Annotated in this window: 20 protein-coding genes; 5 read left to right on the top strand and 15 right to left on the bottom strand. The window is 35.0% G+C overall.

Annotated features, from left to right (window positions below; translation table 11 throughout):
- Window positions 1-108 precede the first annotated feature (108 nt).
- The 3 genes from PI23P_RS11570 to prfB all read right to left on the bottom strand — a co-directional run bounded on the left by PI23P_RS11570 (window position 109) and on the right by prfB (window position 4,144).
- Window positions 109-2,571, bottom strand: coding sequence for a TonB-dependent receptor (locus tag PI23P_RS11570; protein WP_238300028.1), 2,463 nt, complete (start codon window positions 2,569-2,571; stop codon window positions 109-111).
- Between the two features lie 91 nt (window positions 2,572-2,662).
- Window positions 2,663-3,004 (bottom strand): arsenate reductase (glutaredoxin), encoded by a 342-nt coding sequence (arsC, locus tag PI23P_RS11565; RefSeq protein WP_004571055.1) that lies wholly within the window; start codon window positions 3,002-3,004, stop codon window positions 2,663-2,665.
- 42 nt (window positions 3,005-3,046) lie between these two features.
- Entirely contained in the window at window positions 3,047-4,144 is a 1,098-nt protein-coding gene (gene prfB, locus PI23P_RS11560; protein ID WP_004571052.1) for a peptide chain release factor 2, read from the bottom strand.
- An 86-nt stretch (window positions 4,145-4,230) separates the two neighbouring features.
- On the opposite strand from prfB, the gene PI23P_RS11555 reads away from it, so the two are divergent.
- Entirely contained in the window at window positions 4,231-6,666 is a 2,436-nt protein-coding gene (locus PI23P_RS11555) for a zinc-dependent metalloprotease (RefSeq protein WP_004571051.1), read from the top strand.
- Window positions 6,667-6,751: 85 nt separating this feature from the next.
- Window positions 6,752-7,777, top strand: a complete 1,026-nt coding sequence (locus PI23P_RS11550) for a threonine aldolase family protein (RefSeq protein ID WP_004571050.1) — start codon at window positions 6,752-6,754, stop codon at window positions 7,775-7,777.
- 114 nt (window positions 7,778-7,891) lie between these two features.
- On the opposite strand, the gene PI23P_RS11545 is transcribed toward PI23P_RS11550, so the two are convergent.
- On the bottom strand, window positions 7,892-8,506 hold the full coding sequence (locus PI23P_RS11545; RefSeq protein ID WP_004571049.1) for a DUF8845 family protein: 615 nt from the start codon (window positions 8,504-8,506) through the stop codon (window positions 7,892-7,894).
- A gap of 1 nt (window position 8,507) precedes the next feature.
- Window positions 8,508-9,002, bottom strand: coding sequence for an RNA polymerase sigma factor (locus PI23P_RS11540; RefSeq protein WP_004571048.1), 495 nt, complete (start codon window positions 9,000-9,002; stop codon window positions 8,508-8,510).
- A 118-nt stretch (window positions 9,003-9,120) separates the two neighbouring features.
- Here PI23P_RS11540 and PI23P_RS11535 point away from each other — a divergent pair, with 118 nt between their 5' ends.
- The 3 genes from PI23P_RS11535 (at window position 9,121) to PI23P_RS11525 (ending at window position 12,388) form a co-directional block, all read left to right on the top strand.
- Window positions 9,121-10,014: a MerR family transcriptional regulator gene (locus tag PI23P_RS11535; RefSeq protein ID WP_238300027.1), complete on the top strand. Its 894-nt coding sequence runs from the start codon at window positions 9,121-9,123 to the stop codon at window positions 10,012-10,014.
- A gap of 62 nt (window positions 10,015-10,076) precedes the next feature.
- Window positions 10,077-11,543 (top strand): bifunctional phytoene desaturase/3,4-desaturase, encoded by a 1,467-nt coding sequence (crtID, locus tag PI23P_RS11530; RefSeq protein ID WP_004571046.1) that lies wholly within the window; start codon window positions 10,077-10,079, stop codon window positions 11,541-11,543.
- Window positions 11,544-11,545: 2 nt separating this feature from the next.
- The gene (locus PI23P_RS11525; RefSeq protein WP_004571045.1) at window positions 11,546-12,388 is read left to right on the top strand and encodes a phytoene/squalene synthase family protein; all 843 of its coding nucleotides are present in this window, start codon (window positions 11,546-11,548) and stop codon (window positions 12,386-12,388) included.
- 40 nt (window positions 12,389-12,428) lie between these two features.
- Here the strand turns inward: PI23P_RS11525 and argH are convergent, their stop codons facing one another.
- The 10 genes from argH to PI23P_RS11475 all read right to left on the bottom strand — a co-directional run bounded on the left by argH (window position 12,429) and on the right by PI23P_RS11475 (window position 22,703).
- A complete protein-coding gene (gene argH / locus PI23P_RS11520) occupies window positions 12,429-13,703 on the bottom strand; it encodes an argininosuccinate lyase (protein WP_004571044.1) in 1,275 nt (424 codons plus the stop codon).
- Between the two features lie 94 nt (window positions 13,704-13,797).
- Window positions 13,798-14,871 carry a M20 family metallo-hydrolase gene (locus tag PI23P_RS11515; protein WP_004571043.1) on the bottom strand — a complete coding sequence of 358 codons (1,074 nt, stop codon included), beginning with the start codon at window positions 14,869-14,871 and terminating at the stop codon, window positions 13,798-13,800.
- Between the two features lies 1 nt (window position 14,872).
- Window positions 14,873-15,649, bottom strand: a complete 777-nt coding sequence (argB, locus tag PI23P_RS11510; protein ID WP_004571042.1) for an acetylglutamate kinase — start codon at window positions 15,647-15,649, stop codon at window positions 14,873-14,875.
- A gap of 83 nt (window positions 15,650-15,732) precedes the next feature.
- On the bottom strand, window positions 15,733-16,671 hold the full coding sequence (locus PI23P_RS11505) for a Rossmann-fold NAD(P)-binding domain-containing protein (RefSeq protein ID WP_004571041.1): 939 nt from the start codon (window positions 16,669-16,671) through the stop codon (window positions 15,733-15,735).
- A 6-nt stretch (window positions 16,672-16,677) separates the two neighbouring features.
- The gene (gene proB, locus PI23P_RS12695) at window positions 16,678-17,442 is read right to left on the bottom strand and encodes a glutamate 5-kinase (RefSeq protein ID WP_026288488.1); all 765 of its coding nucleotides are present in this window, start codon (window positions 17,440-17,442) and stop codon (window positions 16,678-16,680) included.
- 551 nt (window positions 17,443-17,993) lie between these two features.
- Window positions 17,994-19,124, bottom strand: a complete 1,131-nt coding sequence (locus PI23P_RS11495) for an aspartate aminotransferase family protein (RefSeq protein ID WP_004571039.1) — start codon at window positions 19,122-19,124, stop codon at window positions 17,994-17,996.
- 3 nt (window positions 19,125-19,127) lie between these two features.
- On the bottom strand, window positions 19,128-19,919 hold the full coding sequence (proC, locus tag PI23P_RS11490) for a pyrroline-5-carboxylate reductase (protein ID WP_004571038.1): 792 nt from the start codon (window positions 19,917-19,919) through the stop codon (window positions 19,128-19,130).
- Window positions 19,920-19,933: 14 nt separating this feature from the next.
- Window positions 19,934-20,911, bottom strand: coding sequence for an N-acetyl-gamma-glutamyl-phosphate reductase (gene argC / locus PI23P_RS11485; protein ID WP_004571037.1), 978 nt, complete (start codon window positions 20,909-20,911; stop codon window positions 19,934-19,936).
- Complete coding sequence (locus PI23P_RS11480) at window positions 20,908-22,089, bottom strand: argininosuccinate synthase (RefSeq protein WP_004571036.1); 1,182 nt, start codon at window positions 22,087-22,089, stop codon at window positions 20,908-20,910. The genes argC and PI23P_RS11480 overlap by 4 nt, the downstream gene beginning before the upstream one ends.
- Window positions 22,086-22,703: a GNAT family N-acetyltransferase gene (locus PI23P_RS11475; RefSeq protein WP_004571035.1), complete on the bottom strand. Its 618-nt coding sequence runs from the start codon at window positions 22,701-22,703 to the stop codon at window positions 22,086-22,088. The genes PI23P_RS11480 and PI23P_RS11475 overlap by 4 nt, the downstream gene beginning before the upstream one ends.
- Window positions 22,704-22,713 lie beyond the last annotated feature (10 nt).

The following is a 22,713-nucleotide window of genomic DNA, read 5'->3' as shown; positions in this document are numbered from 1 at the left end:
ACAGTATGCAAATATCCATTGCAAAGATAGGCTCGCTTCTAAATAAAAACTCTCTTGTTTTTTGCTCTGCAAATTTCAAAAGTGTTTTCGTACATTATTTCAATTTAGTTAAAGGCCTTCACCGTCGCCGTTGGCAGATGCGCTACTTATGTTTGTCTTCTTTTTTTGATTGAAACGGTATACCAAACTTAAATTAATTTGAGGTTCTCTCCATTGAAATTCAAAGGACTGATCTAAGAATCCAGGAAGCAAAGTGGATCTTCGGCTAATACTGCTATTAAAAAGATCACTCATATTTAAACTTAAGGAGGCTCTTTCGTTAAAAAGATCTTTACTAGCGGCGATACTCATGCGAAAAACACTTCTACTTTTGGTTTGTGCATTTTGACTCGGTCCTCTGTAGTTCATGTTTATTTGCAAATCTGTTTTTCCTGGCAACGTAATTTTTTGGTTTAATCGTATGAAGAAGGCGGTATTGTTAAAATCAAAATTTTGGTTAACATTTGTTGCATTACTTGTATAGTCTCCGGTGCTAGTTATATTAAAAATATTAAAGTCACTATTAATGTTCCAGCTTCTAAAAGGTTTGTAATTCAGTGTGAACTCAAAACCAAACCTTTCCTCTGTAGAGAGGTTGATAGGAAATTTTTTGGTGATCGGATCTCCGTTGTCTGTTAACATTCCTGTATTTTCTTGAATCCATTCCCAGTTGTTGTTGCTAATATTATAATACAACGAGGTGCTTAATGTAAATTTATTCCAACGTTTTAGGTATCCAATATCTAAAGCATCCGTAATTACTGGGTTTAATGATACGTTACCACTGTACAAATTAGATTCACTTGAGCGGCTAGGAAATGGGTTTAAACTGCGTCCTCGAGGTCTTCTAATTCGTCTATTATATCCCAAAGTAATATTTTCTCCATCTTTAAATTCATAGCCAAGATTAGCAGTAGGAAAGAAGTTGCCGTACTTTCTTTTATCTTCCGTTGTTGCGGTTTGCTGTGCAATCTCAATGGAAGTAAATTCATACCGTATTCCTGCCAAAAGAGATATTTTATTAAATTTTTGGCCGTATTGAAAGTAGGCAGCATTTACAAATTCGTTGTAATTAAAAGAATTATTAAGACCTGTGTCTGGAATTAAGGGACCCTCATTTTCAAAATCCTTGCGTTCAGCAAGATAAAAACTATTGAAAATATCTCTGTAATTTCCTCTGAATCCTGCTTCATATTGAATGCTTTCTCCAACGGGATGTACATAATCTATTTGAAGTAATGCCTGGGTTTCGTCTTGATCATTCTTTACTTGTTCTAAGTCATTCAATATTTTTGAAGGCGTATCAATTTCTGTAATTGTATTTAAAGCGCGCTCTATTTCTGCAGAATATTGGGTGTTTATAGATAGTTTTCTTCCAGTTCCATCAAAATTATTTAGATAATCTAAGGTATATTGAACGCGTTGTTCATCTTCACTTTTTGCTTCCGTTCTTTTTGTTCGCTCATTTGTGTTTCCCAGTGCATCAAATCTTTGTATCTTATTTGTGTTTAAGTCATTGTCTTTTCCACCATTTAAAACAATGTTTCCTACAATACTTGTATTTGCTGTAAGGAAATATGTGGCGCCAAAACTTGTAAATAAAGACCGTCCTTGTCTTCCAAATCTCCGCTCTTCAAGCACTCTTGCATTTTGGGCGTTTGTAGACAGATACTTAGAGTCACTATACGCATTTCCAGGGTTTGTGTTGTAGCGAAAACCAGTATTGGTAAACAAGTTCAATTTTTCAGTGCGCCAATTTGCATTAAAAGCTGTTCCTGTTTTTAATGGATTTCCAAGATCTAATTGTAAAGAGCCGTTAAAACCAACTAATTTATTTTTTCTTAAAATAATATTTAAAATACCAGCAGTGCCCTCGGCATCATATCTTGCCGATGGAGAAGTAATGACTTCTACTTTTTCAATCGCTTCTGCCGGAATTTGTCGAAGTGCTTCTGCACCATTCATTCCTACGAGTGCGCTGGGTCTTCCGTCTATTAATATGGTTACATTTTCATTTCCCCTAAGACTCACGGTTCCTTCAACATCAACTTGCACAGAGGGCACATTTCCAAGAACATCACTTGCATTTCCACCTCTAATTGATAAGTCTTTCCCGATATTAAATATTTTTTTATCCAAGCGAATATTTACGGTTGTTTTTTCTGCAACAATAACAATTTCATTTAAACTGTTTGAATCCTCATAGAGCGAAATCGTTCCAAAATCCTTACTTGAATTGACACTCTCAGCAGGGAATACTATAGATTTAAATGAAATATATTTAATACTTATTTCATATGTAGCATTCGGTGTTGCTATTTTAAAATTCCCGCGCAGATCTGTAAGACCTCCTGACAGTGCTTCGGTTTCGGTATTCTTTAATACAACAGTAGCAAATTCTAGTGGTTGTTTTGTTTTTCCATCAATCACCGTTCCGTTGATGAAAACTTCGTTTTCATTCGTTTTTTGTTGCGAAAAAAGGATGGATATCGAAAAGATGCAAAGAAGTAGAAAACTTTTTTTTAGGAACAAATTATGCTTTTAATGGTTCGGCAGCAAAGTTGACGCTTCATATTAGCACTTTCAGTTAAAAAAAAGTTAAACAAATGAAAGTAAGGTGGTTTTAAATAATACTGTTGATTTTTTCTGGAGGTCTGCCAATTACTGCATGTTGATGATTGATCACAATTGGGCGTTCAATTAATTTAGGGTATGCAATCATTGTTTTGATAACTTCTGTATCTGACATGTCTTTACCTTTAAATTCCTCTTTCCAGATTTTTTCTGTTTTTCGCACCAATTGTATGGGTTTGATATTCAATAGCGCAATGATTTCAGTGAGTGTTTCTTCTGAAGGAGCGGTTTCTAAATATTTTATAATTTCGAATTTTTTTTCTGAATTTTCTAAAATAGCCAAACCTTCTCTAGATTTTTTGCAACGAGAGTTGTGGTATATTTTAATCATTTTTTTAAAAGTTTAAAAGCTTTGTTTTTTTGTTTCAAATTATCAGGAATCTTTTTTTTGTCCATTCTTCATTAAATAGGATTTTAAAAAAGGATTGATGTTTCCATCCATCACGGCATCAACATTTCCTGTTTCGTAGGCAGTTCTTACATCTTTTACTAATTTATAAGGATGCATTACATAGTTTCGAATTTGACTTCCCCATTCGTTTTTAAGTTTTCCTGCCTCGATGTCAGCGCGTGTTGCCTGTTGTTTCTTTAGCTCAATTTCATATAATTGCGACTTTAGCATTTTCATGGCAGTGGCTCTATTGTCATGCTGAGATCGAGAATTAGAACATTGGATTTGTATTCCTGTGGGTTTGTGTGTCAATTGTACTTTGGTCTCCACCTTATTTACATTTTGACCTCCAGCGCCGCTAGATCTCGCAGTGACAATTTCTATGTCTGCTGGATTTACTGCAATTTCTATAGAGTCGTCGGCTACAGGGAAGACGTAAACAGATCCAAATGTAGTGTGTCGCTTTCCGTTAGAATCAAAGGGCGAAATTCGTACCAATCGGTGCACTCCATTTTCTCCTTTTAGCCATCCAAAGGCGAAATCACCTTCAATTTCTATAGTAATGGTTTTTATTCCGGCAACATCTCCTGCTTGGTAGTTCAGGGTTTTTAATTTAAAACCTTGTTTTTCTGCCCACATACTGTACATACGAGATAACATTTCTACCCAATCGCAACTTTCTGTTCCGCCAGCACCAGCTGTTATTTGTATTGTGGCAGCCAGAGAATCTCCTTCTTCAGAGAGCATATTTCTAAACTCAATATCTTCTAAAAATGAACTTACTTTTTCAAACTGTTCGTCCATTTCTGTTTCTGCAACGTCTCCTTCTTTATAGAATTCGTACAACACAATTACATCGTCATTTAAAGTGATAGCGTGCTGATAGTCGGTTACCCATTTCTTTTTGAAACGCAATTCTTTTATCGCAACTTCTGCCTCTTTAGGGTGGTCCCAAAAGCCAGGGTTGGTTGTTTTTTCTTCCTCATTAGCGATTTCTATGAGTTTTTTATCGATCTCTAAATAAGATTTCAATTTCTCAATTCTATCCGCAATATCTTTAAGTTGGTCTAGTGTAATCATAGGTTGAACAAAACTAAATGAATTTTTAAGATTTCTTGTTTTAAAACTGCTGCTTATTTTATAGATTTATAAAAATTAAATGACAGATGAAAAAACTACTTTTATTTCTATTTATTATTTCCATTACTTCTAGCGGATTTTCTCAATTTTTTAAAGAAAAACAGGGAAATAAATTACAAAAAGGCATTACAAAATACGAAGGATATTTTACTTTTTATTATGATGAAGGTACTGATAAAATATTTCTTCAGGTAGCTGATCTAGAAACTGAATTTCTATACACGCATGCGCTGTCAGAAGGAATCGGTTCGAATGATATCGGATTGGATAGAGGGCAGTTAGGGGGTGGAGTTGTTGTTTATTTTAAAAAAGCGGGGAATAAATTATTGCTGCTACAGCCCAATCAAAAGTATAGAGCAATTACAGACAATACAGCAGAAAAAAAATCAGTAAAAGAGGCGTTTTCAAAATCTGTTTTGCATGGTTTTGTAATAAAAGAAGAGAAAAATGGTCTTTTTTTAATAGATGCTAGCGATTTCTTTCTGCGAGATGCGCACGGAGTTGCAAAAGCTTTGGCGGATAACAAACAAGGAAATTATAGCTTAGACATCAGTAAATCAGCTTTTAATTTAGAAAGAACAAAAGCATTTCCTAAAAATGTAGCCTTTGATGTGCTGCTCACTTTTAAAGGAACTCCAAAAGGATACCAAATCAGAAGTGTTACACCAGATGCGAGTTTGGTAAGTGTCTACCAGCAACACGCTTTTGTAGAGTTGCCAGATAATAATTACAAGCCAAGAACTTTTGATCCTCGGGCTGGAGGCTATCCAATGACGTATTTAAATTACGCATCTCCTGTAAACGAGTCTATTACAAAACGTTTTATTTATAGACATCGCTTGGAAAAGAAGGACCCCAAAGCGTTAATTTCTGAGGCAATCACTCCAATTATTTATTATGTAGACCCTGGTACACCAGAACCGATCCGTTCCGCTTTATTAGAAGGCGGAAGTTGGTGGAATCAGGCTTTTGAGGCAATTGGTTACAAGGATGCTTTTCAAATGAAGATGTTACCTGTAGGGGCAGATCCTTTAGATATTCGATATAATATGGTGCAATGGGTGCACAGATCTACAAGAGGTTGGAGCTATGGGGGGAGTATTTCTGATCCAAGAACAGGTGAAATAATTAAAGGACATGTAAGTTTAGGAAGTTTAAGGATTCGACAAGATTTTTTAATTGTGCAAGCCTTACAAGCTGCTTATAAGGAGCATACTGCAGACGATGCTGCAGCCTTGCAAGTGGCAATTGCTAGAATTAGACAATTATCGGCACATGAAATTGGCCATACCTTAGGTTTTGCGCATAATTTTGCAGCCAGTACAAATGGGAATGCTTCTGTGATGGATTATCCACATATGAAATTGCGGCTAAAAGAAGGAGTTCTCGATTTCTCTGAAGCATACGAAACTAAGATAGGTGCTTGGGACAAAGTAGCAGTCGCTTATTTTTATCAAGACTTTGAAGGTGATACTAAAAATCAGTTGCGAATAATTTTAGAGAATGCTTTTGAAAGTGGATTGAAGTATTTGTCAGATAAAGACGCAAGAGGACCTGGAAGTGCAAGTGCTTCTGCGCATTTGTGGGATAATGGAGGCAATATTCATGATGAGTTGTACAACGTTTTAAAAATAAGAAAAACAGCCATAGAAAAATTTTCTAGCGATAATATTAAAACAGATCAGCCGTATAGTGTGCTGGAAGATGTGTTTGTTCCTTTGTATTTTTTCCATAGATTTCAAACAGAAGCAACAGTAAAGTTAATTGGGGGCTTAGTATACGGTTATGCTGTAAAAGGGGGCAATCAAACGATTGTGAAAAGAGTTTCTGGCGTTTCGGAAAGAATTGCTTTACAAGCAGTTTTAAAAACCATTGCTGTTGATGAAATTGCAATTCCGAAAGAAAAATTGAATTTATTTCCGCCAAGAGCAATAGGCTACGGAAGAACTAGAGAGTCTTTTAAAAGCAATTTAGGAGTTGAGTTTGACGCTTTTGGAGCAGTAGAAACAGCCAGTGAGATGACCTTAAATTTGTTGTTAAATCCTGAAAGGGCTTCTCGACTAATTGCACATAAGAGCATTGACAAAAGTCAACTAGGTTTGGAAGAGTTAATTGATGAACTGGTTTCTAAAACGTTTCAAAAAATATATGAAGATACATACTATCAAGAATTACAAGGTGTTGTAAATAGAAATATTTTAGTGCAATTGTTTTATTTGGCAGCCGCTAAAAATCAATACAAACAGGTAAATGCTATCGTTTTTTATAAGTTAGATGAGATCAAAACAATCTTACAAAATAAAAAGCTTGAGGGAGTTCAGAAAATATATAATTTAGCGATGGTAAAAATGATTGATGCTTTTTTGAAAGAGCCAAAGTCATTTGAGAAACCAGCCACGTTAAAAATTCCAGATGGTTCTCCAATTGGAAGTGAATCTTTCTTTAATTTTAGTGAAAATTAAATACATATTTGCAAATTTCTTAAGGGTTTTTCTTAGTTAGACAGTCAAAAAAGAAGAATCAAACCCATATTAATAAAATAAACAGATGATTATAGATTTAATATCAGATACAGTAACAAGGCCATCAAAAGGAATGCTAGCTGCAATGATGCAAGCTAAAGTGGGTGACGATGTTTTTAAAATGGATCCTACAGTAAACGAGTTGCAAGAAAAAGCGGCCACTATGTTTGGAATGGAAGCGGCATTATTTTTTCCTTCTGGAACGATGGCAAATCAAACAGCGATAAAATTACATACACAACCGGGAGACAAGTTAATTTGTGATAAGTACGCACATGTTTACAATTATGAGGGAGGAGGAGCCGCGTTTAATTCTGGGGTGACTTGTAAGCTAATTGACGGCAATAGAGGGATGTTTACAGCGAAACAATTGGAGGAAGCCGTGGCAGGAAGAGCAGATATTCATGTTCCTTATTCAAGTTTAGTTTGTGTGGAGAATACAACAAACAAAGGTGGAGGTGCTTGCTGGGACTTCACAGAGTTAGAAAAGTTACAAAAAATAGCTCAAAATAATAATTTAGCTTTTCATTTAGATGGCGCTCGTTTATTCAATGCGTTGGTTGCTAAAAACGAGACTCCACAGCAATACGGTCAGTTATTCGACACGATTTCAATTTGTCTTTCTAAAGGTTTAGGAGCACCTATTGGATCGATATTATTAGGAACTGAGGAGCATATAGCAAAAGCGCTAAGAGTTCGCAAGTTACTCGGGGGAGCAATGAGACAAGGAGGGTTTTTAGCTGCTGCAGGGATATATGCACTAAACAATCATGTTGTAAGGCTTTCTGAAGACCATAAAAGAGCACAAGAGATTGGTAAGGTTTTGGCTTCGGTCTCTTACGTTACAAAGCTAGAAGTCATAGAAACAAATATTGTTATTTTTTACGTGGATGAAAAGATTGGAGCCACAAACTTTATTGAAAAAATGAAATGCAAGAACATACTTTTAACACCTATGGGAGAAGGTCGGATTAGAATTGTTACCCATTTGGATTATACCAGCGAAATGCACGAGATTTTGTTGCAGGAATTAATGAATTTTAAGCACTAACACTTGTGAATTTCTTTTTTAGAGCACAAGATAGAAAGGCTTAAAATGTAATTATATCCATAACACTCCTTGTATGCTCAGAGAATATTAAAAGCGTTTTATTTTAAATAAAACTTAAGACTCTTTTTCTAATTTAGCGAGTGCTTTGTAATTGTAATTTAATTTTCTAAGTAGTATTCCATATAATAGCTGATAGAATAGCCATAATACTCCTAAAATTATAAGGGTGAGCACAAAGATTAAAAGTAAAATTAGTACAATTTGTTTCGCTTCCAAATCGTTAAAGTGAGTCTTTAAATACGCTGCAGTTACCAAAACGATGACGAATGCCATGTAACTAAAATTAAACAAAACGTAATTGCGAACTGTTTTTCGTGTTTTAATTATTTTTTTCATCAATTGTCTTGAGGAATCTGTGGTTGAGATTCTTTTGTAATTGAGGTAGAACAGCACTAAAAAGTAAAATAAAACTCCATATGCCACAATTGTGGAATATAAAATTGTCTTTTCTAAGCCCATTTCTTTGTAAACGTCGTAGGAAGTTTCTGTATCGATAAAAAAGGATAATGAGTTTAAAACAACGAACTCCAAAATTCCAATAATAAAAATCCACTTTACAATGGAGCTTGATTTTGAATGCGCTAATTTATAGATCTCCAAAGCTGAAAATTGATAGGTTTCCTCTGGTTGGTTTCCCCACGCTTTTTTATAATTGTCTAACGAATACATATTATGGGTTTAAAATATTTTTTAATTTTTCTTTAGCTCTGGTCATTTTTACTCTCGCATTTACATTAGAAATACCAAGTGTTTCTGATATTTCGGTGTATGGTTTGTCTTCCAAGTATAAAAAAATGAGCGCCTTGTCAATATCGTTCAATTGGTGTACTGCCTTATAGAGCGCTTTTAATTGCACTTCTTCTGTGTCATCGTATTCAACCGTTTTGATTTTGTAAGCAACATCGTCGAAATCTTGCGTCTTTAATTGACGCGTAGATTTCCGATATAAGGAAATTGCAGTGTTTAAAGCAACGCGGTACATCCAAGTGCTAAATTTAGAGTCTCCCCTGAATTTCGGGTAGTTTTTCCAAACTTGTATGGTTATTTCCTGAAACAAATCGTTGTGGGCATCTCTATTCGAAGTGTAAATTCTACAAATTTTATGCGCTATGTTTTGATTTGTTTCGAAGTCTACTAAAAATTTATCTTCTAAATCTTTTTGCAATTTGGTGGTTCTAAGATTACCTATAAGTCAAGCAAATGTATGAAATGTTACAATTTTTATAAAAAAATTTTTATTGAACTAAAAACATTTATCTTTGATTAACTTAAAACTTATAGGTTTGAACAATATTAAGCAAGACTTTACGATCAAAGACCTTGAAAATATATCGGGAATTAAATCTCATACAATTCGCATTTGGGAGAAGAGATACAACCTCTTAGAGCCAAAGAGGACAGAAACAAATATTAGATATTATTCGCATCAAAATTTACAGAAACTGTTAAATGTTGTTTTGTTAAGTAATAACAATTACAAAATATCTAAAATCGCTAAAATGTCTGACGAAGATATTTTGATACATTCTAGAGAAGTTGCCAATTTAACTGCAATTAACGACGAGGCAATTATTGCTTTAAAATTAGCAATGTTGCAATTCGATAAAACAATTTTTAATGCTACCTATCATAAATTACTAATTAAAAAAACCTTTCGAGAAGTTTTTAAAGAAGTTTTTATTCCCTTTCTAAATCACGTCGGTCTTTTGTGGCAAACAGGTACGCTTTTACCAGTTCACGAACACTTTGTCTCAAATTTAATCGCGCAGAAAATTCATATTAATACAGAGAGTCTTCAGTACGGAATAAAAAAATCTAAAAAAGTATACGTATTATTTTTGCCAGAAAATGAAATTCATGAATTGGGTTTGCTATATTTAAATTACGAACTTATTTTAAGAGGGAATCAGACCATTTATTTAGGTCAAAATTTACCATTAGACAATCTAGATCATTTTTTTAAAAGCGAGAAAAAAATATGTTTTGTAACTTCTTTGACTATTCAACCTTACGACGATAAGATAGAAGCATATTTTAAGCAATTTGAAAATGGTTTAAAAAACACGAATCACCAATTGATTGCTGTTGGTAGAAAAACAGAACTCATGAAAGACAAAGATCTCAATTTTGACGTTTCATTTTATGCCTCAATGCTCGATGTTTTAAAAGTCTTATAATTTTGTAACTGCAGAGTTAAATGTTTAATTTTGCGGTATCTTTGTTAAACAAAAAATAAATAATGAAAAAAGAAATTCATATAATTGGATCAGGGTTTTCGGCATTGTCTTCGGCTTGCTATATGGCAAAAGAAGGGTACAATGTTACTGTTTTCGAGAAAAATGATACTTTAGGAGGAAGAGCAAGACAATATAAGAAGGATGGATTTACTTTTGACTTAGGTCCCTCCTGGTATTGGATGCCTGATGTTTTTGAACGTTTTTTTGCTGACTTTGGTAAAAAACCTTCAGACTATTATATTTTAGACAAATTGAGTCCGGGATATGAGGTTTATTTTGGAGAAAATTCTTCCTTAAAAGTTTCTGACAATCTGGAAGACATTTATGCGATGTTTGAGAAAGAAGAAAAAGGCAGTGCGAAGCATTTGAAAACTTTTCTAGACTCAGCGAAAGCAAATTATGAAACTGCGATTTTAGACTTGGTATACAAACCGGGTATTTCGCCATTAGAGCTGGTTACAACAACCACTGTTGCGAGAGTGACCCAGTTTTTTTCTACAGTTAGAAAACAGGTGAGAAAAAATATTAAAAGTCCAAAATTAATCAAAATTTTAGAATTTCCAGTTTTGTTTTTGGGTGCGAAACCAGACAACACTCCAGCTTTTTATAATTTTATAAATTATGCAGATTTTGGATTGGGTACTTGGCATCCAAGAGGAGGTATGTACAAAGTTATTGAAGGTATGGTTTCTTTAGCTACTTCTCTAGGGGTCCGTTTTGAAGTAAACGCCAATGTAGAAAAGATTATAACCGACGCTCAAAACAAAGTTTCTGGTCTATTGGTGAATGGTAAAACCATTGAAACAAGTCTTGTTTTAAGTGGTGCGGATTATCATCACACAGAAACCTTATTAGAAGAGGGTTTAAGACAATATTCAGAAAAATATTGGGATAAGAAAACATTTGCGCCATCTTCTTTGCTGTTTTATGTTGGTTTTGATAAGAAAATTAAAAATGCAAGCCATCACACCTTATTTTTTGATACAGACTTTGACTTGCACGCAGCAGAAATTTATGACGATCCTAAATGGCCAACGGATCCACTGTTTTATGCCAATTTTACCTCAATGACCGATGTAACCTCGGCTCCTGAAGGGAAAGAAGCAGGTTTCTTTTTAATGCCTTTAGCACCAGGGATAGAAGATACAGAAGAGCTAAGAGAGTCATATTTTAATAAAATAATGGATCGATTTGAACAGTTAACAGGTCAAGAAGTGAAAAATAATGTTATCTTTAAAAGATCTTTTTGTGTGAAAGATTTTAAAGAAGAATACAATTCTTACAAAGGCAATGCTTACGGTATGGCAAACATATTGCTGCAAACTGCTTTTTTAAGACCAAAAATAAAAAGTGGCAAAGTGCATAATTTATATTTTACAGGTCAATTAACGGTTCCTGGTCCAGGAGTTCCACCAGCTTTAATTTCCGGTAAAATTGCATCAGAATTAATAAAAAAAAATAGTCTCTAAGTATGAAAGAATTGTTTGATACTGTTTCTAACGACTGTAGTAAATTGGTAACTGAAAAATACAGTACCTCTTTTTCAATGGCCGTAAATACCTTGTCGCCGAAAATCAGGACAGACATTTATAATATTTATGGCTTTGTTCGCTTTGCAGACGAAATTGTAGACACCTTTCACGAGTATGATAAGGAGCTTTTAATGACACATTTTGAGCGTGATTATTACATGGGAAAAGAAATGGGTATAAGTTTAAATCCGATTTTAAATTCCTTTCAGCAGACAGTAAATAAGTACAATATTCCTGACGAAATGGTGCAAGCTTTCTTAAAAAGTATGAAAGCAGATTTACATAAAACCGTTTATGAAACAAAGGAAGAATACGATGCTTATATTTATGGCTCTGCAGATGTTGTTGGATTGATGTGTTTGAAGGTTTTTGTAAATGGTGATGATGTGCAATTTGACTTATTAAAAGATGCTGCTATGCGCTTAGGGTCTGCTTTTCAAAAAGTAAACTTTCTTAGAGATTTAAAGGACGATTACGAAGTTTTAAACCGTTCTTATTTTCCCAACATTGATCTTGGTAAATTAAACACTGCTTCCAAACAATTGATTATTGATGAAATTAAAGCGGATTTTGATTTTGCTTTTACCAATGGTATTTTAAAGTTACCAGCAGAGGCAAAGTTTGGAGTGTATATGGCATATCGATATTACAGAAGGTTGTTGATGAAATTGGACAGTGTTCCTTCAGAGAAAATTATGGATACTCGCATACGGATTTCGGATCCAATGAAGTTAAATTTATTAGCTAGGAGTTACGTCAAGTACAAATTAAAAATGATATGAAAAAAAGCAGTTATTAAACAATAGCTGCTTTTTTTTTACACTACCTAGGATATTTTTCTCTTATTTTATCTAGAGATAAATTATGAATACTTCCTATATGTGTGTGTTGTTTTCCCAAATCAGGAGTGTATTTTCCAGCTTGCACTTGAGCGCCAATTTTTTGATATGCTTCTCGAAATGACATCCCATTTGTAACTAAATTATTAATACTATCTACAGTAAATAAATACTGATATTTTTCGTCATTTAAATCAATGTCTTTTACAATAACTTGTTGAATGGCATAATTAAAGATGTCTAAAATTTCTTTCACATCTTCAAAAGCGTTGATGATATTTTCTTTTAACAATTGAAAATCTCTGTGATAACCTGTCGGTAAATTATTGGTAATGAGTAGCATTTCTGTTTGTAATGCTTGAATTTTATTGCATTTTCCACGAATCAATTCAAAGACATCCGGATTTTTTTTGTGCGGCATAATACTACTCCCTGTTGTCAGTTCGTCAGGAAAAGAAATGAAATTAAAGTTCTGACTCATATATAAGCAAACATCCATAGCAAAGCGTGCCATTGTGTTGCACAACCCACCTAATGCAGCAGCAATAGAGCGTTCACTTTTACCTCTGCTTAATTGCGCTGCAACTACATTGTATTTTAGGGTAGCAAAGTTCAATTCTTTGGTTGTTAATTCCCTGTCAATAGGAAAGGAACTTCCATATCCAGCCGCAGAGCCAAGAGGGTTTTGATCTACAACTTTAGAAACTGCACGCAGCATATACACATCATCTATCAGCAATTCTGCATAGGCAGAAAACCACAGTCCAAAAGAAGATGGCATGGCTACTTGTAAATGCGTATATCCAGGTAATAAGCTTTTTTTATGCGTTTCTGCAAGATCTAAAAGTGTTTCAAATAGCGTGTGTATTTTAGTATCTATTGTGCTTAGATTTTCTTTGTAGTATAAATGGAGTGCTACCAAAACTTGGTCGTTTCTTGAACGTGCTGTGTGGATTTTCTTTCCTACTTCTCCTAATTTGTTGGTCAGTTCCCATTCAATTTTTGAATGTACATCTTCAAAGGAGGCTTCAATAATAAAAGTGCTATGTTCAATATCGTCTGCCAATTCACGAAGTCCTTTCTGCAATTTTTTTAACTCATTATTTGTAATAATTCCAATGGATTCAAGCATGATTGCGTGTGCTATAGATGCCTGCACGTCGTATTTTGCGATGTGCATATCAATTTCTCTGTCGTTGCCAACGGTAAAGTTTTCTATTTGCTTGTCTATTGAAAATCCTTTGTCCCAAAGTTTCATATGTGTACCTTTTTATTTTTGAAATTTATAGTCTATATCTGCTACTTTTTTAAAAGCAGTTCTAAAGTGCCAATACTTTTAAACAATTCCTTGTTTATTTCTGAGTAATTACGCGGTTTAATAAAGCGATGTAAAGTCGAATGCCTTCTTCAATCTCTTGAAGATAAATAAACTCGTTAGCAGAATGAGAGCGCGTGCTATCTCCAGGTCCTAGTTTCAAGGATTGACAACTTAAGACTGCTTGGTCCGAGAGGGTTGGAGAACCATAGGTGTCTCTTCCAATTGCAATACCTGCTTTTACCAATTCATGATCGATAGCGATGGCAGAAGAGTTTAAACGCAAGCTTCTTGGCGTAATCTTTGAGCAGGGGGATTCTTTTTGTAAAATCGCTGTAATTTCTTCATTTGAGTAGGCGTCATTTACGCGAACATCTATTACTAAATCAACATGTGCAGGAACAACATTGTGCTGAGATCCTGCAGAGATTTGCGTTACTGTCATTTTCACCGCACCTAAAGCATCTGATTTTTTTTCGAATTTAAAATCTTTAAACCATTGTAAAACTTCAATACTGTTGTAAATAGCATTGTGTTCATTTGTGTGTGCAGCATGACTTGGAGTTCCAGCAACAACAGCATCAAAGACAACCAAGCCTTTTTCTGCAACTGCCAACTGCATTAAAGTCGGTTCTCCTACGATCGCTACATCTATGTGTGGAAGTATTGGAAGCATGCTATTCAATCCATTTTTACCACTATTTTCTTCTTCAGCAGAGGCCACGATTACAAGGTTATAGCAAAGGTTTTCTGCAGGGTAAAAATTTGTAAAAGCGGCAAGTAGTGAGACTAAACATCCACCAGCATCATTGCTTCCTAAACCATATAATTTTCCGTCTTCAACACTAGCTTTAAAAGGATTTTTGGTGTAGGCAGAATTTGGTTTTACAGTATCGTGATGAGAGTTTAACAGCAGTGTTGGCTTGCTTTCGTCAAAATATTTATTCACTGCCCAAATGTTATTCTTTGTGCTTTTGAAGGGAATATCATGTTGTAGAAACCACTCGGAAATAAGTAAGGCTGTATTTTCTTCTTCTTGTGAAAATGAAGGCGTTTCAATTAATTTTGTTAAAAGAGAAATTGCGTTTTCTGTGAGCTTTTCGACATTCATATTATAAGGTAATTGTTGTGAAATTATCGTTTTCTTTTGTGAGCATTTCTGTATTTCCTATGTGTACTTTGGCAACGCCATTTTTCAAGGCATCAAAACAGTTTTCTAATTTTGGTAGCATTCCGTCAGCAATAATACCGGCTTTTAATAATCCTTGATAGCGGGTGGTATTGAGGTGCTGTATTACGGATGTTTTGTCATTGAAATTTCTTAAAACACCATTCAATTCAAAACAATAATAAAGTACTGTTGCGTAACTTTTGCTCATCGAAATGGAAATCTGACTGGCAATTGTATCTGCATTTGTATTTAAAAGTTGCCCATTTCCGTCATGCGTGATGGCGCAGAAAACTGGTGTAAAACTGGCTTGAATTAACGCATCAATTGCGTTGGAACTAACTTCTTTTACATCTCCCACAAAGCCGAAATCGATTGGGGTTATCGGTCTTTTTTTAGCGCGTATACTGTTTGCATCTGCACCCGATAATCCGATAGCATTAATTTTTAAAGCTTGCAGTTTTGCAACGATATTCTTATTAACCAGTCCTCCGTATACCATGGTGATAACCTCTAAGCTTTGAGCATCTGTGAGACGTCTACCAGAAATTATTTTGGGTGCTAAGCCTAATTTTACTGCAAATTCTGTAGCGCGTTTTCCGCCTCCGTGTACTAAGATTTTTTTTCCTTCTATCGAAGAAAATAATTGAAGAAAAGTATGCAAAGCAATTTCATTTTCAATTATATTTCCTCCAATTTTTACGATTGATAATTTTTCCATTTAATGTGTATTTAGTTCTGCAAGGAAGAATATTAAAGAATTTTTTTCAGGAATATGAAAAGTATTTCTCCTCTAGCGCTACCCTATAAATTCTCTAAAATCTTTTTTAAAACCAATTGAGCAGCGTACGTTCTATTATTGGCTTGTTCGATAACCAGCGAAGCGTTGCTATCTAATACAGCATCCTCTGCCACTAAATTTCTTCTTACAGGAAGGCAGTGCATGAATTTAGCATTTCCTAATTTTTCTTTCGTGAGCATCCAAGCAGTATCTGTATTTAATATTTTTCCATAATCCTCATAAGAACTCCAGTTTTTGGCATAAACAAAATCTGCATTTTTTAAAGCAACTATTTGATCGTGTTCAATGGTTGTCTCTTTTGTAATCGCACTATTTAAATTGTATCCCTTAGGATTGGTAATTATAAATTCAACATCCATCTTCTGCATGGCTTGTACAAAACTATTGGCAACGGCATGGGGCAATGCGTTCACATGTGGTGCCCAACTTAATACAACTTTTGGTCTTTTTTTCTTTGTATTTTCAGAAATAGTAATGGCATCTGTGAAGCCTTGTAAAGGGTGCTCTGTCGCGCTTTCCATACTTATTACGGGTACTGAAGCATATTTCATGAAAGCTTTTAAAACGTGCTCTGCTTCGTCTTGCTCTTTGTCTTTTAAAGACGGAAAAGCTCTTACGGCGATCATATCGCAATACTGAGAAACCACGGCTGCAGCTTCCTTAATATGCTCTGCTGTGCTTCCATTCATTATTGAACCATCTTCAAATTCAATTCCCCAGGCATCACCAGAAACATTCATAACAATAGGATCCATTCCCAAGTTTAAAGCTGCTTTTTGCGTGCTTAAGCGCGTGCGCAAACTGGTGTTAAAAAATAACAGTCCCAAAGTTTTTTTTGTACCTAAGGCACAATGTTTTAAAGGATTTTCTTTGAGCTCTTTAGCTTCTTCAATCCATGAGGTCAAATTGTCAATGTCGTTTATAGAAGTATACTTTTTCATTGTTATCTATTTTATTTTTGTAAACGAAACTTTGTTTCCAAAGGCATTCGTAATAAAATTATCTTCCAATCCGTTTACAATCCGTGTTTCTATCTGTGCCTTTTGGCTTAAAGTAGCCGCTTCAATTTTAGAGTGCATTCCACCACTTCCATGAGAAGATTTAGAATTTACAACCTCATTTTTCAAAGTGTCCAAATTAATCACTCCAAAAATAGTTTTAGGATGTTTATTTTGCAGGGATTCTTTGGTGTAAATTCCATAGGTATTGGTGGCTATTATTAAGAGATCTACCTCTAATAAAACAGCGGTGAATGCAGCTAGTTTTTCATTATCTCCAAATTGAATCTCATCGGTAGCAACCGTCTCATTTTTATTGATAATTGGAATGTATTTGTCGTGCACCAATACATTAATGGTATTTACAATATTTGTTTTACTTTGGAGTTTTTCAAAATCTGAATAGGAGAGCAAACACTGCGTACTTAACAGGCCATATTCTCTAAATATTTCTTGATAAATTCGGATCAAGTGTGGTTGTCCAATAGAGGCTAAGGCTGGCCTCACAAAAACTCTTGATTGCTTACTTTCTAATTTTACAAATTGTTTTGCCACTGCGATCGCGCCGGAACTTACAATAATAAATTCACAGGTATCTTTGAGTTTTGCGATTTGATTGGCCATATCTTCAATTTTTCCTCGAGAGATATTATCGGTTTCCTTTGTCAATGTATGAGAACCTATCTTTATTAAAATGCGTTTCTTTTCCTGCATATTATCGCATTTGACCATTTCCGTGAAGATACAGGGTAAATAAGTTACCCAATTTAAGGCAGCATCGTTTTGTTTTAAAGCGGTATGCCACAAGTCAACAATTTTAAGATTTGATTTTAAAGATTCTTTTCCTCCTTTTAAAAGGATTTTATTTCTAGATTTAAAAGCAATTCCTGCGGCTTCTTGCGTTATATCAGATCGCGATTCGTAAATGATTAAAACGCTTCCAAAAGAAGCGGTTTTCTTGTCTACTTGAAGACCATTGTCATGCTTAAAACTAAAACATTCCACGCAAATAAGATCCTCTTGAGCAGCTAAATGTTTTGCAGCGAAGATCATCTCGTCTACTTTATAATGAGCTACTTTGAGACGCTCCAACATCGAAATGTCTGCTCCCGTATAGCGCGCCATATCCTCTTTGTTACTTTTAATAATGGCAGCTCTTTCTTTGTTAAGAGGATCCGCCATGCTTCGCAAAACATTATTTCTAGTTGATATGGATAACAAGGTATTCATGATTTTTTCTCTAATGAGTTGTTGATTGTAACTGTTTAGTTGTCAAGGGCAGCAACCAATGCGTCAAAAAACTGATGGATGTGTTCTTTGTCAATATTTAATGGTGGTAAAATTCGCAGGACTTTTTTATTCGAAGCACCTCCTGTAAAAATATGGTGCTCGTAAATTAATTTTTTTCTTAAGTTGGCAACTTCAAAGTCAAATTCCAAACCAAGCATCAGTCCTCGGCCTTTTGTCTTTTTTATTTGTGGGATTGTGTTTGCAATTTTGATAAAGTATGCAGACATCTCATTCACATTTTCTATAAGATGGTCGTCTTCGATTACAGTTAACACGGACAACCCTGCAACACAAGCGAGGTGGTTTCCACCAAAAGTAGTTCCTAGCATTCCGAACTTCGCCTCAATTGAGGGATGGATTAATATTCCACCAATTGGAAATCCATTTCCCATTCCTTTTGCAATTGAGATAATGTCTGGAGTGAGTTTGTAATATTGAAAGGCAAAGAATTTTCCTGACCGTCCGTAACCAGATTGTACTTCATCTGCAATAAACAAGGTGTTGTTGGCTTTGCAAAGAAGATCCAATTGTTCAAAAAAGGCAGCATTTGCTTGGTCCAATCCGCCGACACCTTGAATAAACTCTACAATGACAGCACAGACATCTCCTTTTTCAAGTTCTCGTTGTACACTTTTAATGTCATTTAATTCTAAAATAGTTACTTCTTGTTGTGCGTTGATAGGAGCAATTATGGCCGCATTATCAGTCACTGCTACTGCAGCAGAAGTTCTGCCATGAAATCCGTTTTTGAATGCGATTACTCTCGATTTATTCGTTTTGAAAGAGGCAAGTTTTAATGCATTTTCATTTGCTTCGGCGCCAGAATTGCACAAAAAGAGCGCATAGTCTTTACAGCCAGAAAGGGACTCAATTTTAGCAGCCAACTCCTCCTGTAAGGGATTTTGAACTGCATTAGAATAGAATCCTAATTTTGCAACTTGATTGGTAATTGCTTCCACGTATTTGGGGTGTGAGTGTCCGATAGAAATTACGGCATGACCTCCATACAAATCTAAATATTCGGTGTTATTTTTGTCATACACATAGATTCCTTTTGCGGAAACAGGGGTGACTTCGTACAGGGGATAAACGTTAAATACAGACATGGTTTAGTTTTTTATTTGGTTAATTTTATCAAAAGATTTTTTAATTCCCTTGATTAGTGAGGAACTTAAACCTTGGTGTTCCATTTCATTCAGACCTTCAATTGTGCAACCTCCAGGTGTGGTAACACGGTCTATTTCTACTTCAGGATGGTTTCCAGATTCTTTTAAAAGACTGGCAGCACCAAAACAAGTTTGCATAGCTAATTCGTGCGCTTCGTGTGCTTCAAAGCCCAATTGAATCGCTCCTTGTGTGGTTGCTCTAATCAAACGCATCCAAAAAGCAATTCCACTCGCACAAATAACGGTGGCTGCTTGTAATTGTTCTTCAGGAATTTCTAAGGTGTTTCCCAAACTATTAAATATAGTTTTTGCCAATGTAACCTTTTCTTTTCCACTTGTATTTGCAGAGATGCAGGTCATCGATTGTCCAACGGCCGACGCAGTATTTGGCATTGCTCGAATAATAGTGATATTAGGTCCAACAATAGCTTCTATTTTAGCAATAGAAAAACCGGTAATTACAGAGATTAAAATATGCCTATCAAATAGCAGTGGTTGTATGTTGGTTAAGATATGCTCTAAGTGTTTTGGCTGCACAGCAAAAATTAAAATATCAGCATTTTTAACGGCTTCTTGATTATTTGAAGTCAAAATAACTTCTTTGAAATTGGTAAAACTTTGAAGTGTGTTTGTATTTCTTTTTGTCAAATACAAAGTCTGAACCACTTCATTTTTTAATAGTCCTTTCGCGATAGATTGTCCTAAACTTCCCGCTCCAATAATTGCTATTTTCATATGAGTTGTTGGTTTTAAAAATAATTGGCTTTTAAATTTAATCCTAAACACTCCTCAAGTCCGTACATTAAATTCATATTTTGAAGTGCCTGTCCAGAAGCTCCTTTTAAAAGATTATCGAGGGTACTTGTAATTAGTAATTTATTGCCGTGTTTCGCCAAGTGGAGTATGCATTTATTAGTGTTTACTACCTGTTTCATATGTATATCATTTGTTGAAACAAAGGTAAAAGCAGCGTCTTTGTAGTATTCTTGGTATATCTTGATCGCTGCTTCAAGACTATCCTCAAACTTTGTGTAGCTCGTAGCAAAGATGCCTCGAGAAAAATTTCCTCTGTTTGGCAAAAAGTTTATTTCTGCATTAAAATTAGGTTGCAACTGCTGCACTGTTTGATGTATTTCACCTAAATGTTGATGGTCAAAAGCTTTGTAGTGTGTATAGTTATTATCTCTCCATGTAAAATGTGTAGTAGTAGAGAAGGAGGTTCCGGCTCCAGTTGCTCCAGTCACCGCATTTATATGCACGTCACTATGCAAAAGTCCGTTTGCAGCTAAAGGTAAAATTGCCAACTGTAAGGCCGTTGCAAAACAACCAGGGTTTGCAATGTAATTGGCTTCTTTTATCTTTTCTTTTTGCAATTCAGGCAAACCATATACAAACGCTTTCTCTCCGAAATTTTTATCGGTAGCCAATCTAAAATCATTGCTTAAATCAATAATTTTTGTACTGTCAGAAAAGGAATGCTTCTGAAGAAAAGCGGTTGAATTTCCGTGACCTAAGCATAAAAAGAGGACATCGACATCTGCATTAATTTCTTGAGTAAAATTCATTTCAGTGCTACCAATTAAATCTTGATGTATTTGGTATATTTTATTACCAGCATTCGAGGTGCTGTATACAAAATTTATGCTTGTTTCTGGATGATGTAGCAACAACCGTATCAATTCTCCTGCGGTATATCCAGCGCCGCCAATAATGCCTACTGTGATCATATTTTTGAGTTTACTTGTTGATATATTTTGTTCTGATTTCCTAGGATTTTTATAAAACCTTTGGCATCGGTTGCGGTCCATGCTCTGTTTTCCTCTCCATAGGTGCTAAAACTGCTAGACATTAAGTCATGTTCAGAAATAATTCCATCCAAAGAAAAGTGATATGGCTTTAAGCGCACCACAACATTTCCGGAGACCATCTTTTGTGAGCTTTGCAGGAACACCTCTGTGTCTCTCATTACAGGGTCTAAATACTGGCCCTCGTGTAAATGCATTCCATAGAAACTTGATAAATATTCTTTGTGTTGCAATTGCCATTTTGTCAAAGTATGTTTCTCTAGTAAATGGTGTGCTTTTATAGTGATTAGTGCTGCAGCAGCCTCAAAACCAACTCTCCCCTTTGTTCCAACAATAGTGTCGCCAACATGGATGTCTCTTCCAATTGCATAGCCTGCAGCAATCTCATTTAATTTTTCAATATTAAGTTCAGGCAAATTTTCTATGCCGTTGAAAGCAACAAATTCTCCATTTTTAAAAGTAAGTGTTACTTTTTCTTCTCCCTCTTTTTTTAATTGAGAAGGGTAGGCCTCGTTTGGCAAAGGTTTTTCTGATTTTAAAGTTTCCACCCCGCCAACACTTGTTCCCCAAAGTCCTTTATTTACCGAATATTTGGATTTTTCCCAAGACATATTAATACCTTCCGATTTTAAATAGTCAATTTCCTCTTTTCTGGTTAATTGCTGGTCTCTAATAGGAGTAATAATTGTAATGTTTGGAGCTAAGGTTTGAAAAATCATATCAAATCGTACCTGATCATTTCCTGCACCTGTGCTGCCATGTGCAATATATGCTGCCCCAATACTTTTGGCATATTCTACAATTTCGATAGCTTGTATGATTCTTTCAGCACTGACAGAAAGCGGATAGCTATTGTTTTTTAATACATTTCCAAAAATTAAATACTTCACCACTTTTTGATAGAAGGTAGCTACGGCGTCAATATTCTTATAATTAGTAACGCCCATTTTGTAAGCGTTACTTTCAATATGTTTGATCTCATCCTCAGAAAAACCACCAGTGTTTACACTTACTGCATGGACTTCATATTCTTTTGATAAACTTACGGCACAGTAAGAGGTATCTAAACCTCCGCTGTATGCAATTACTAATTTTTTCATATTTTACTCTTTTTAAGAAATAAGTTTTCTTTGATGTTTTTTAGTTTCCGAAAGACGCTTTCTTTGACTTCTTTAGAAGCGGACTTGTTATTGTTTTTTGGATCAAATAGCATTCCCGTACACATGCACATTTTTCTTTCCGTCCTGGTTAAAATATCATAGTTTTTGCATGTTTGACAGCCATCCCAAAAACTTGGGTCATTTGTAAGTTCAGAGAATGTAACGGGTTTGTATCCTAAATTACTATTCAATTTCATAACTGCTAAACCGGTTGTGATACTGAAAATTTTAGCATCGGGAAACTTTGTTCTCGAGTGCTTAAAGATGACTTCTTTGATTTTTTTTGCAAGTCCGATGTTTCTGTAATCAGGGCGTACAATCAATCCTGAATTGGCAACAAATTTTCCATGTCCCCAAGCCTCTATATAACAGAATCCAGCGAATTCATCTCCGTCTAGTGCAATGACTGCATTTCCGTTTTCTAGCTTGGTTAAAATATATTCGGGTTTCCGTTTTGCAATTCCGGTTCCTCGAATTTGTGCAGCCTCTTCTATTGTTTTACAGATAATATCTGCATAAACATTGTGTGATTTATTTGCAATTACAATTTCCATTGCATTGAAT

Source organism: Polaribacter irgensii 23-P (genome assembly GCF_000153225.1).
Lineage (GTDB): Bacteria > Bacteroidota > Bacteroidia > Flavobacteriales > Flavobacteriaceae > Polaribacter > Polaribacter irgensii.
This window is presented reverse-complemented; position numbering and strand designations above follow the sequence as displayed.

Excerpts from the sequence above, each read along its gene's own strand:
- proC (WP_004571038.1), bottom strand. The coding sequence starts at position 19,919 with ATGAAAATAGCAATTATTGGAGCGGGAAGTTTAGGACAATCTATCGCG.
- proB (WP_026288488.1), bottom strand. The coding sequence starts at position 17,442 with ATGCAGGAAAAGAAACGCATTTTAATAAAGATAGGTTCTCATACATTG.
- PI23P_RS11550 (WP_004571050.1), top strand. The coding sequence starts at position 6,752 with ATGATTATAGATTTAATATCAGATACAGTAACAAGGCCATCAAAAGGA.
- argB (WP_004571042.1), bottom strand. The coding sequence starts at position 15,649 with ATGGAAAAATTATCAATCGTAAAAATTGGAGGAAATATAATTGAAAAT.
- PI23P_RS11505 (WP_004571041.1), bottom strand. The coding sequence starts at position 16,671 with ATGAAAAAGTATACTTCTATAAACGACATTGACAATTTGACCTCATGG.
- PI23P_RS11555 (WP_004571051.1), top strand. The coding sequence starts at position 4,231 with ATGAAAAAACTACTTTTATTTCTATTTATTATTTCCATTACTTCTAGC.
- PI23P_RS11525 (WP_004571045.1), top strand. The coding sequence starts at position 11,546 with ATGAAAGAATTGTTTGATACTGTTTCTAACGACTGTAGTAAATTGGTA.
- PI23P_RS11545 (WP_004571049.1), bottom strand. The coding sequence starts at position 8,506 with ATGTATTCGTTAGACAATTATAAAAAAGCGTGGGGAAACCAACCAGAG.
- argC (WP_004571037.1), bottom strand. The coding sequence starts at position 20,911 with ATGATCACAGTAGGCATTATTGGCGGCGCTGGATATACCGCAGGAGAA.
- PI23P_RS11475 (WP_004571035.1), bottom strand. The coding sequence starts at position 22,703 with ATGGAAATTGTAATTGCAAATAAATCACACAATGTTTATGCAGATATT.
- PI23P_RS11495 (WP_004571039.1), bottom strand. The coding sequence starts at position 19,124 with ATGTCTGTATTTAACGTTTATCCCCTGTACGAAGTCACCCCTGTTTCC.
- prfB (WP_004571052.1), bottom strand. The coding sequence starts at position 4,144 with ATGATTACACTAGACCAACTTAAAGATATTGCGGATAGAATTGAGAAA.
- PI23P_RS11515 (WP_004571043.1), bottom strand. The coding sequence starts at position 14,871 with ATGAATGTCGAAAAGCTCACAGAAAACGCAATTTCTCTTTTAACAAAA.
- PI23P_RS11480 (WP_004571036.1), bottom strand. The coding sequence starts at position 22,089 with ATGAAAAAATTAGTAATTGCATACAGCGGAGGTTTAGATACCTCTTAC.
- crtID (WP_004571046.1), top strand. The coding sequence starts at position 10,077 with ATGAAAAAAGAAATTCATATAATTGGATCAGGGTTTTCGGCATTGTCT.
- arsC (WP_004571055.1), bottom strand. The coding sequence starts at position 3,004 with ATGATTAAAATATACCACAACTCTCGTTGCAAAAAATCTAGAGAAGGT.
- argH (WP_004571044.1), bottom strand. The coding sequence starts at position 13,703 with ATGAAACTTTGGGACAAAGGATTTTCAATAGACAAGCAAATAGAAAAC.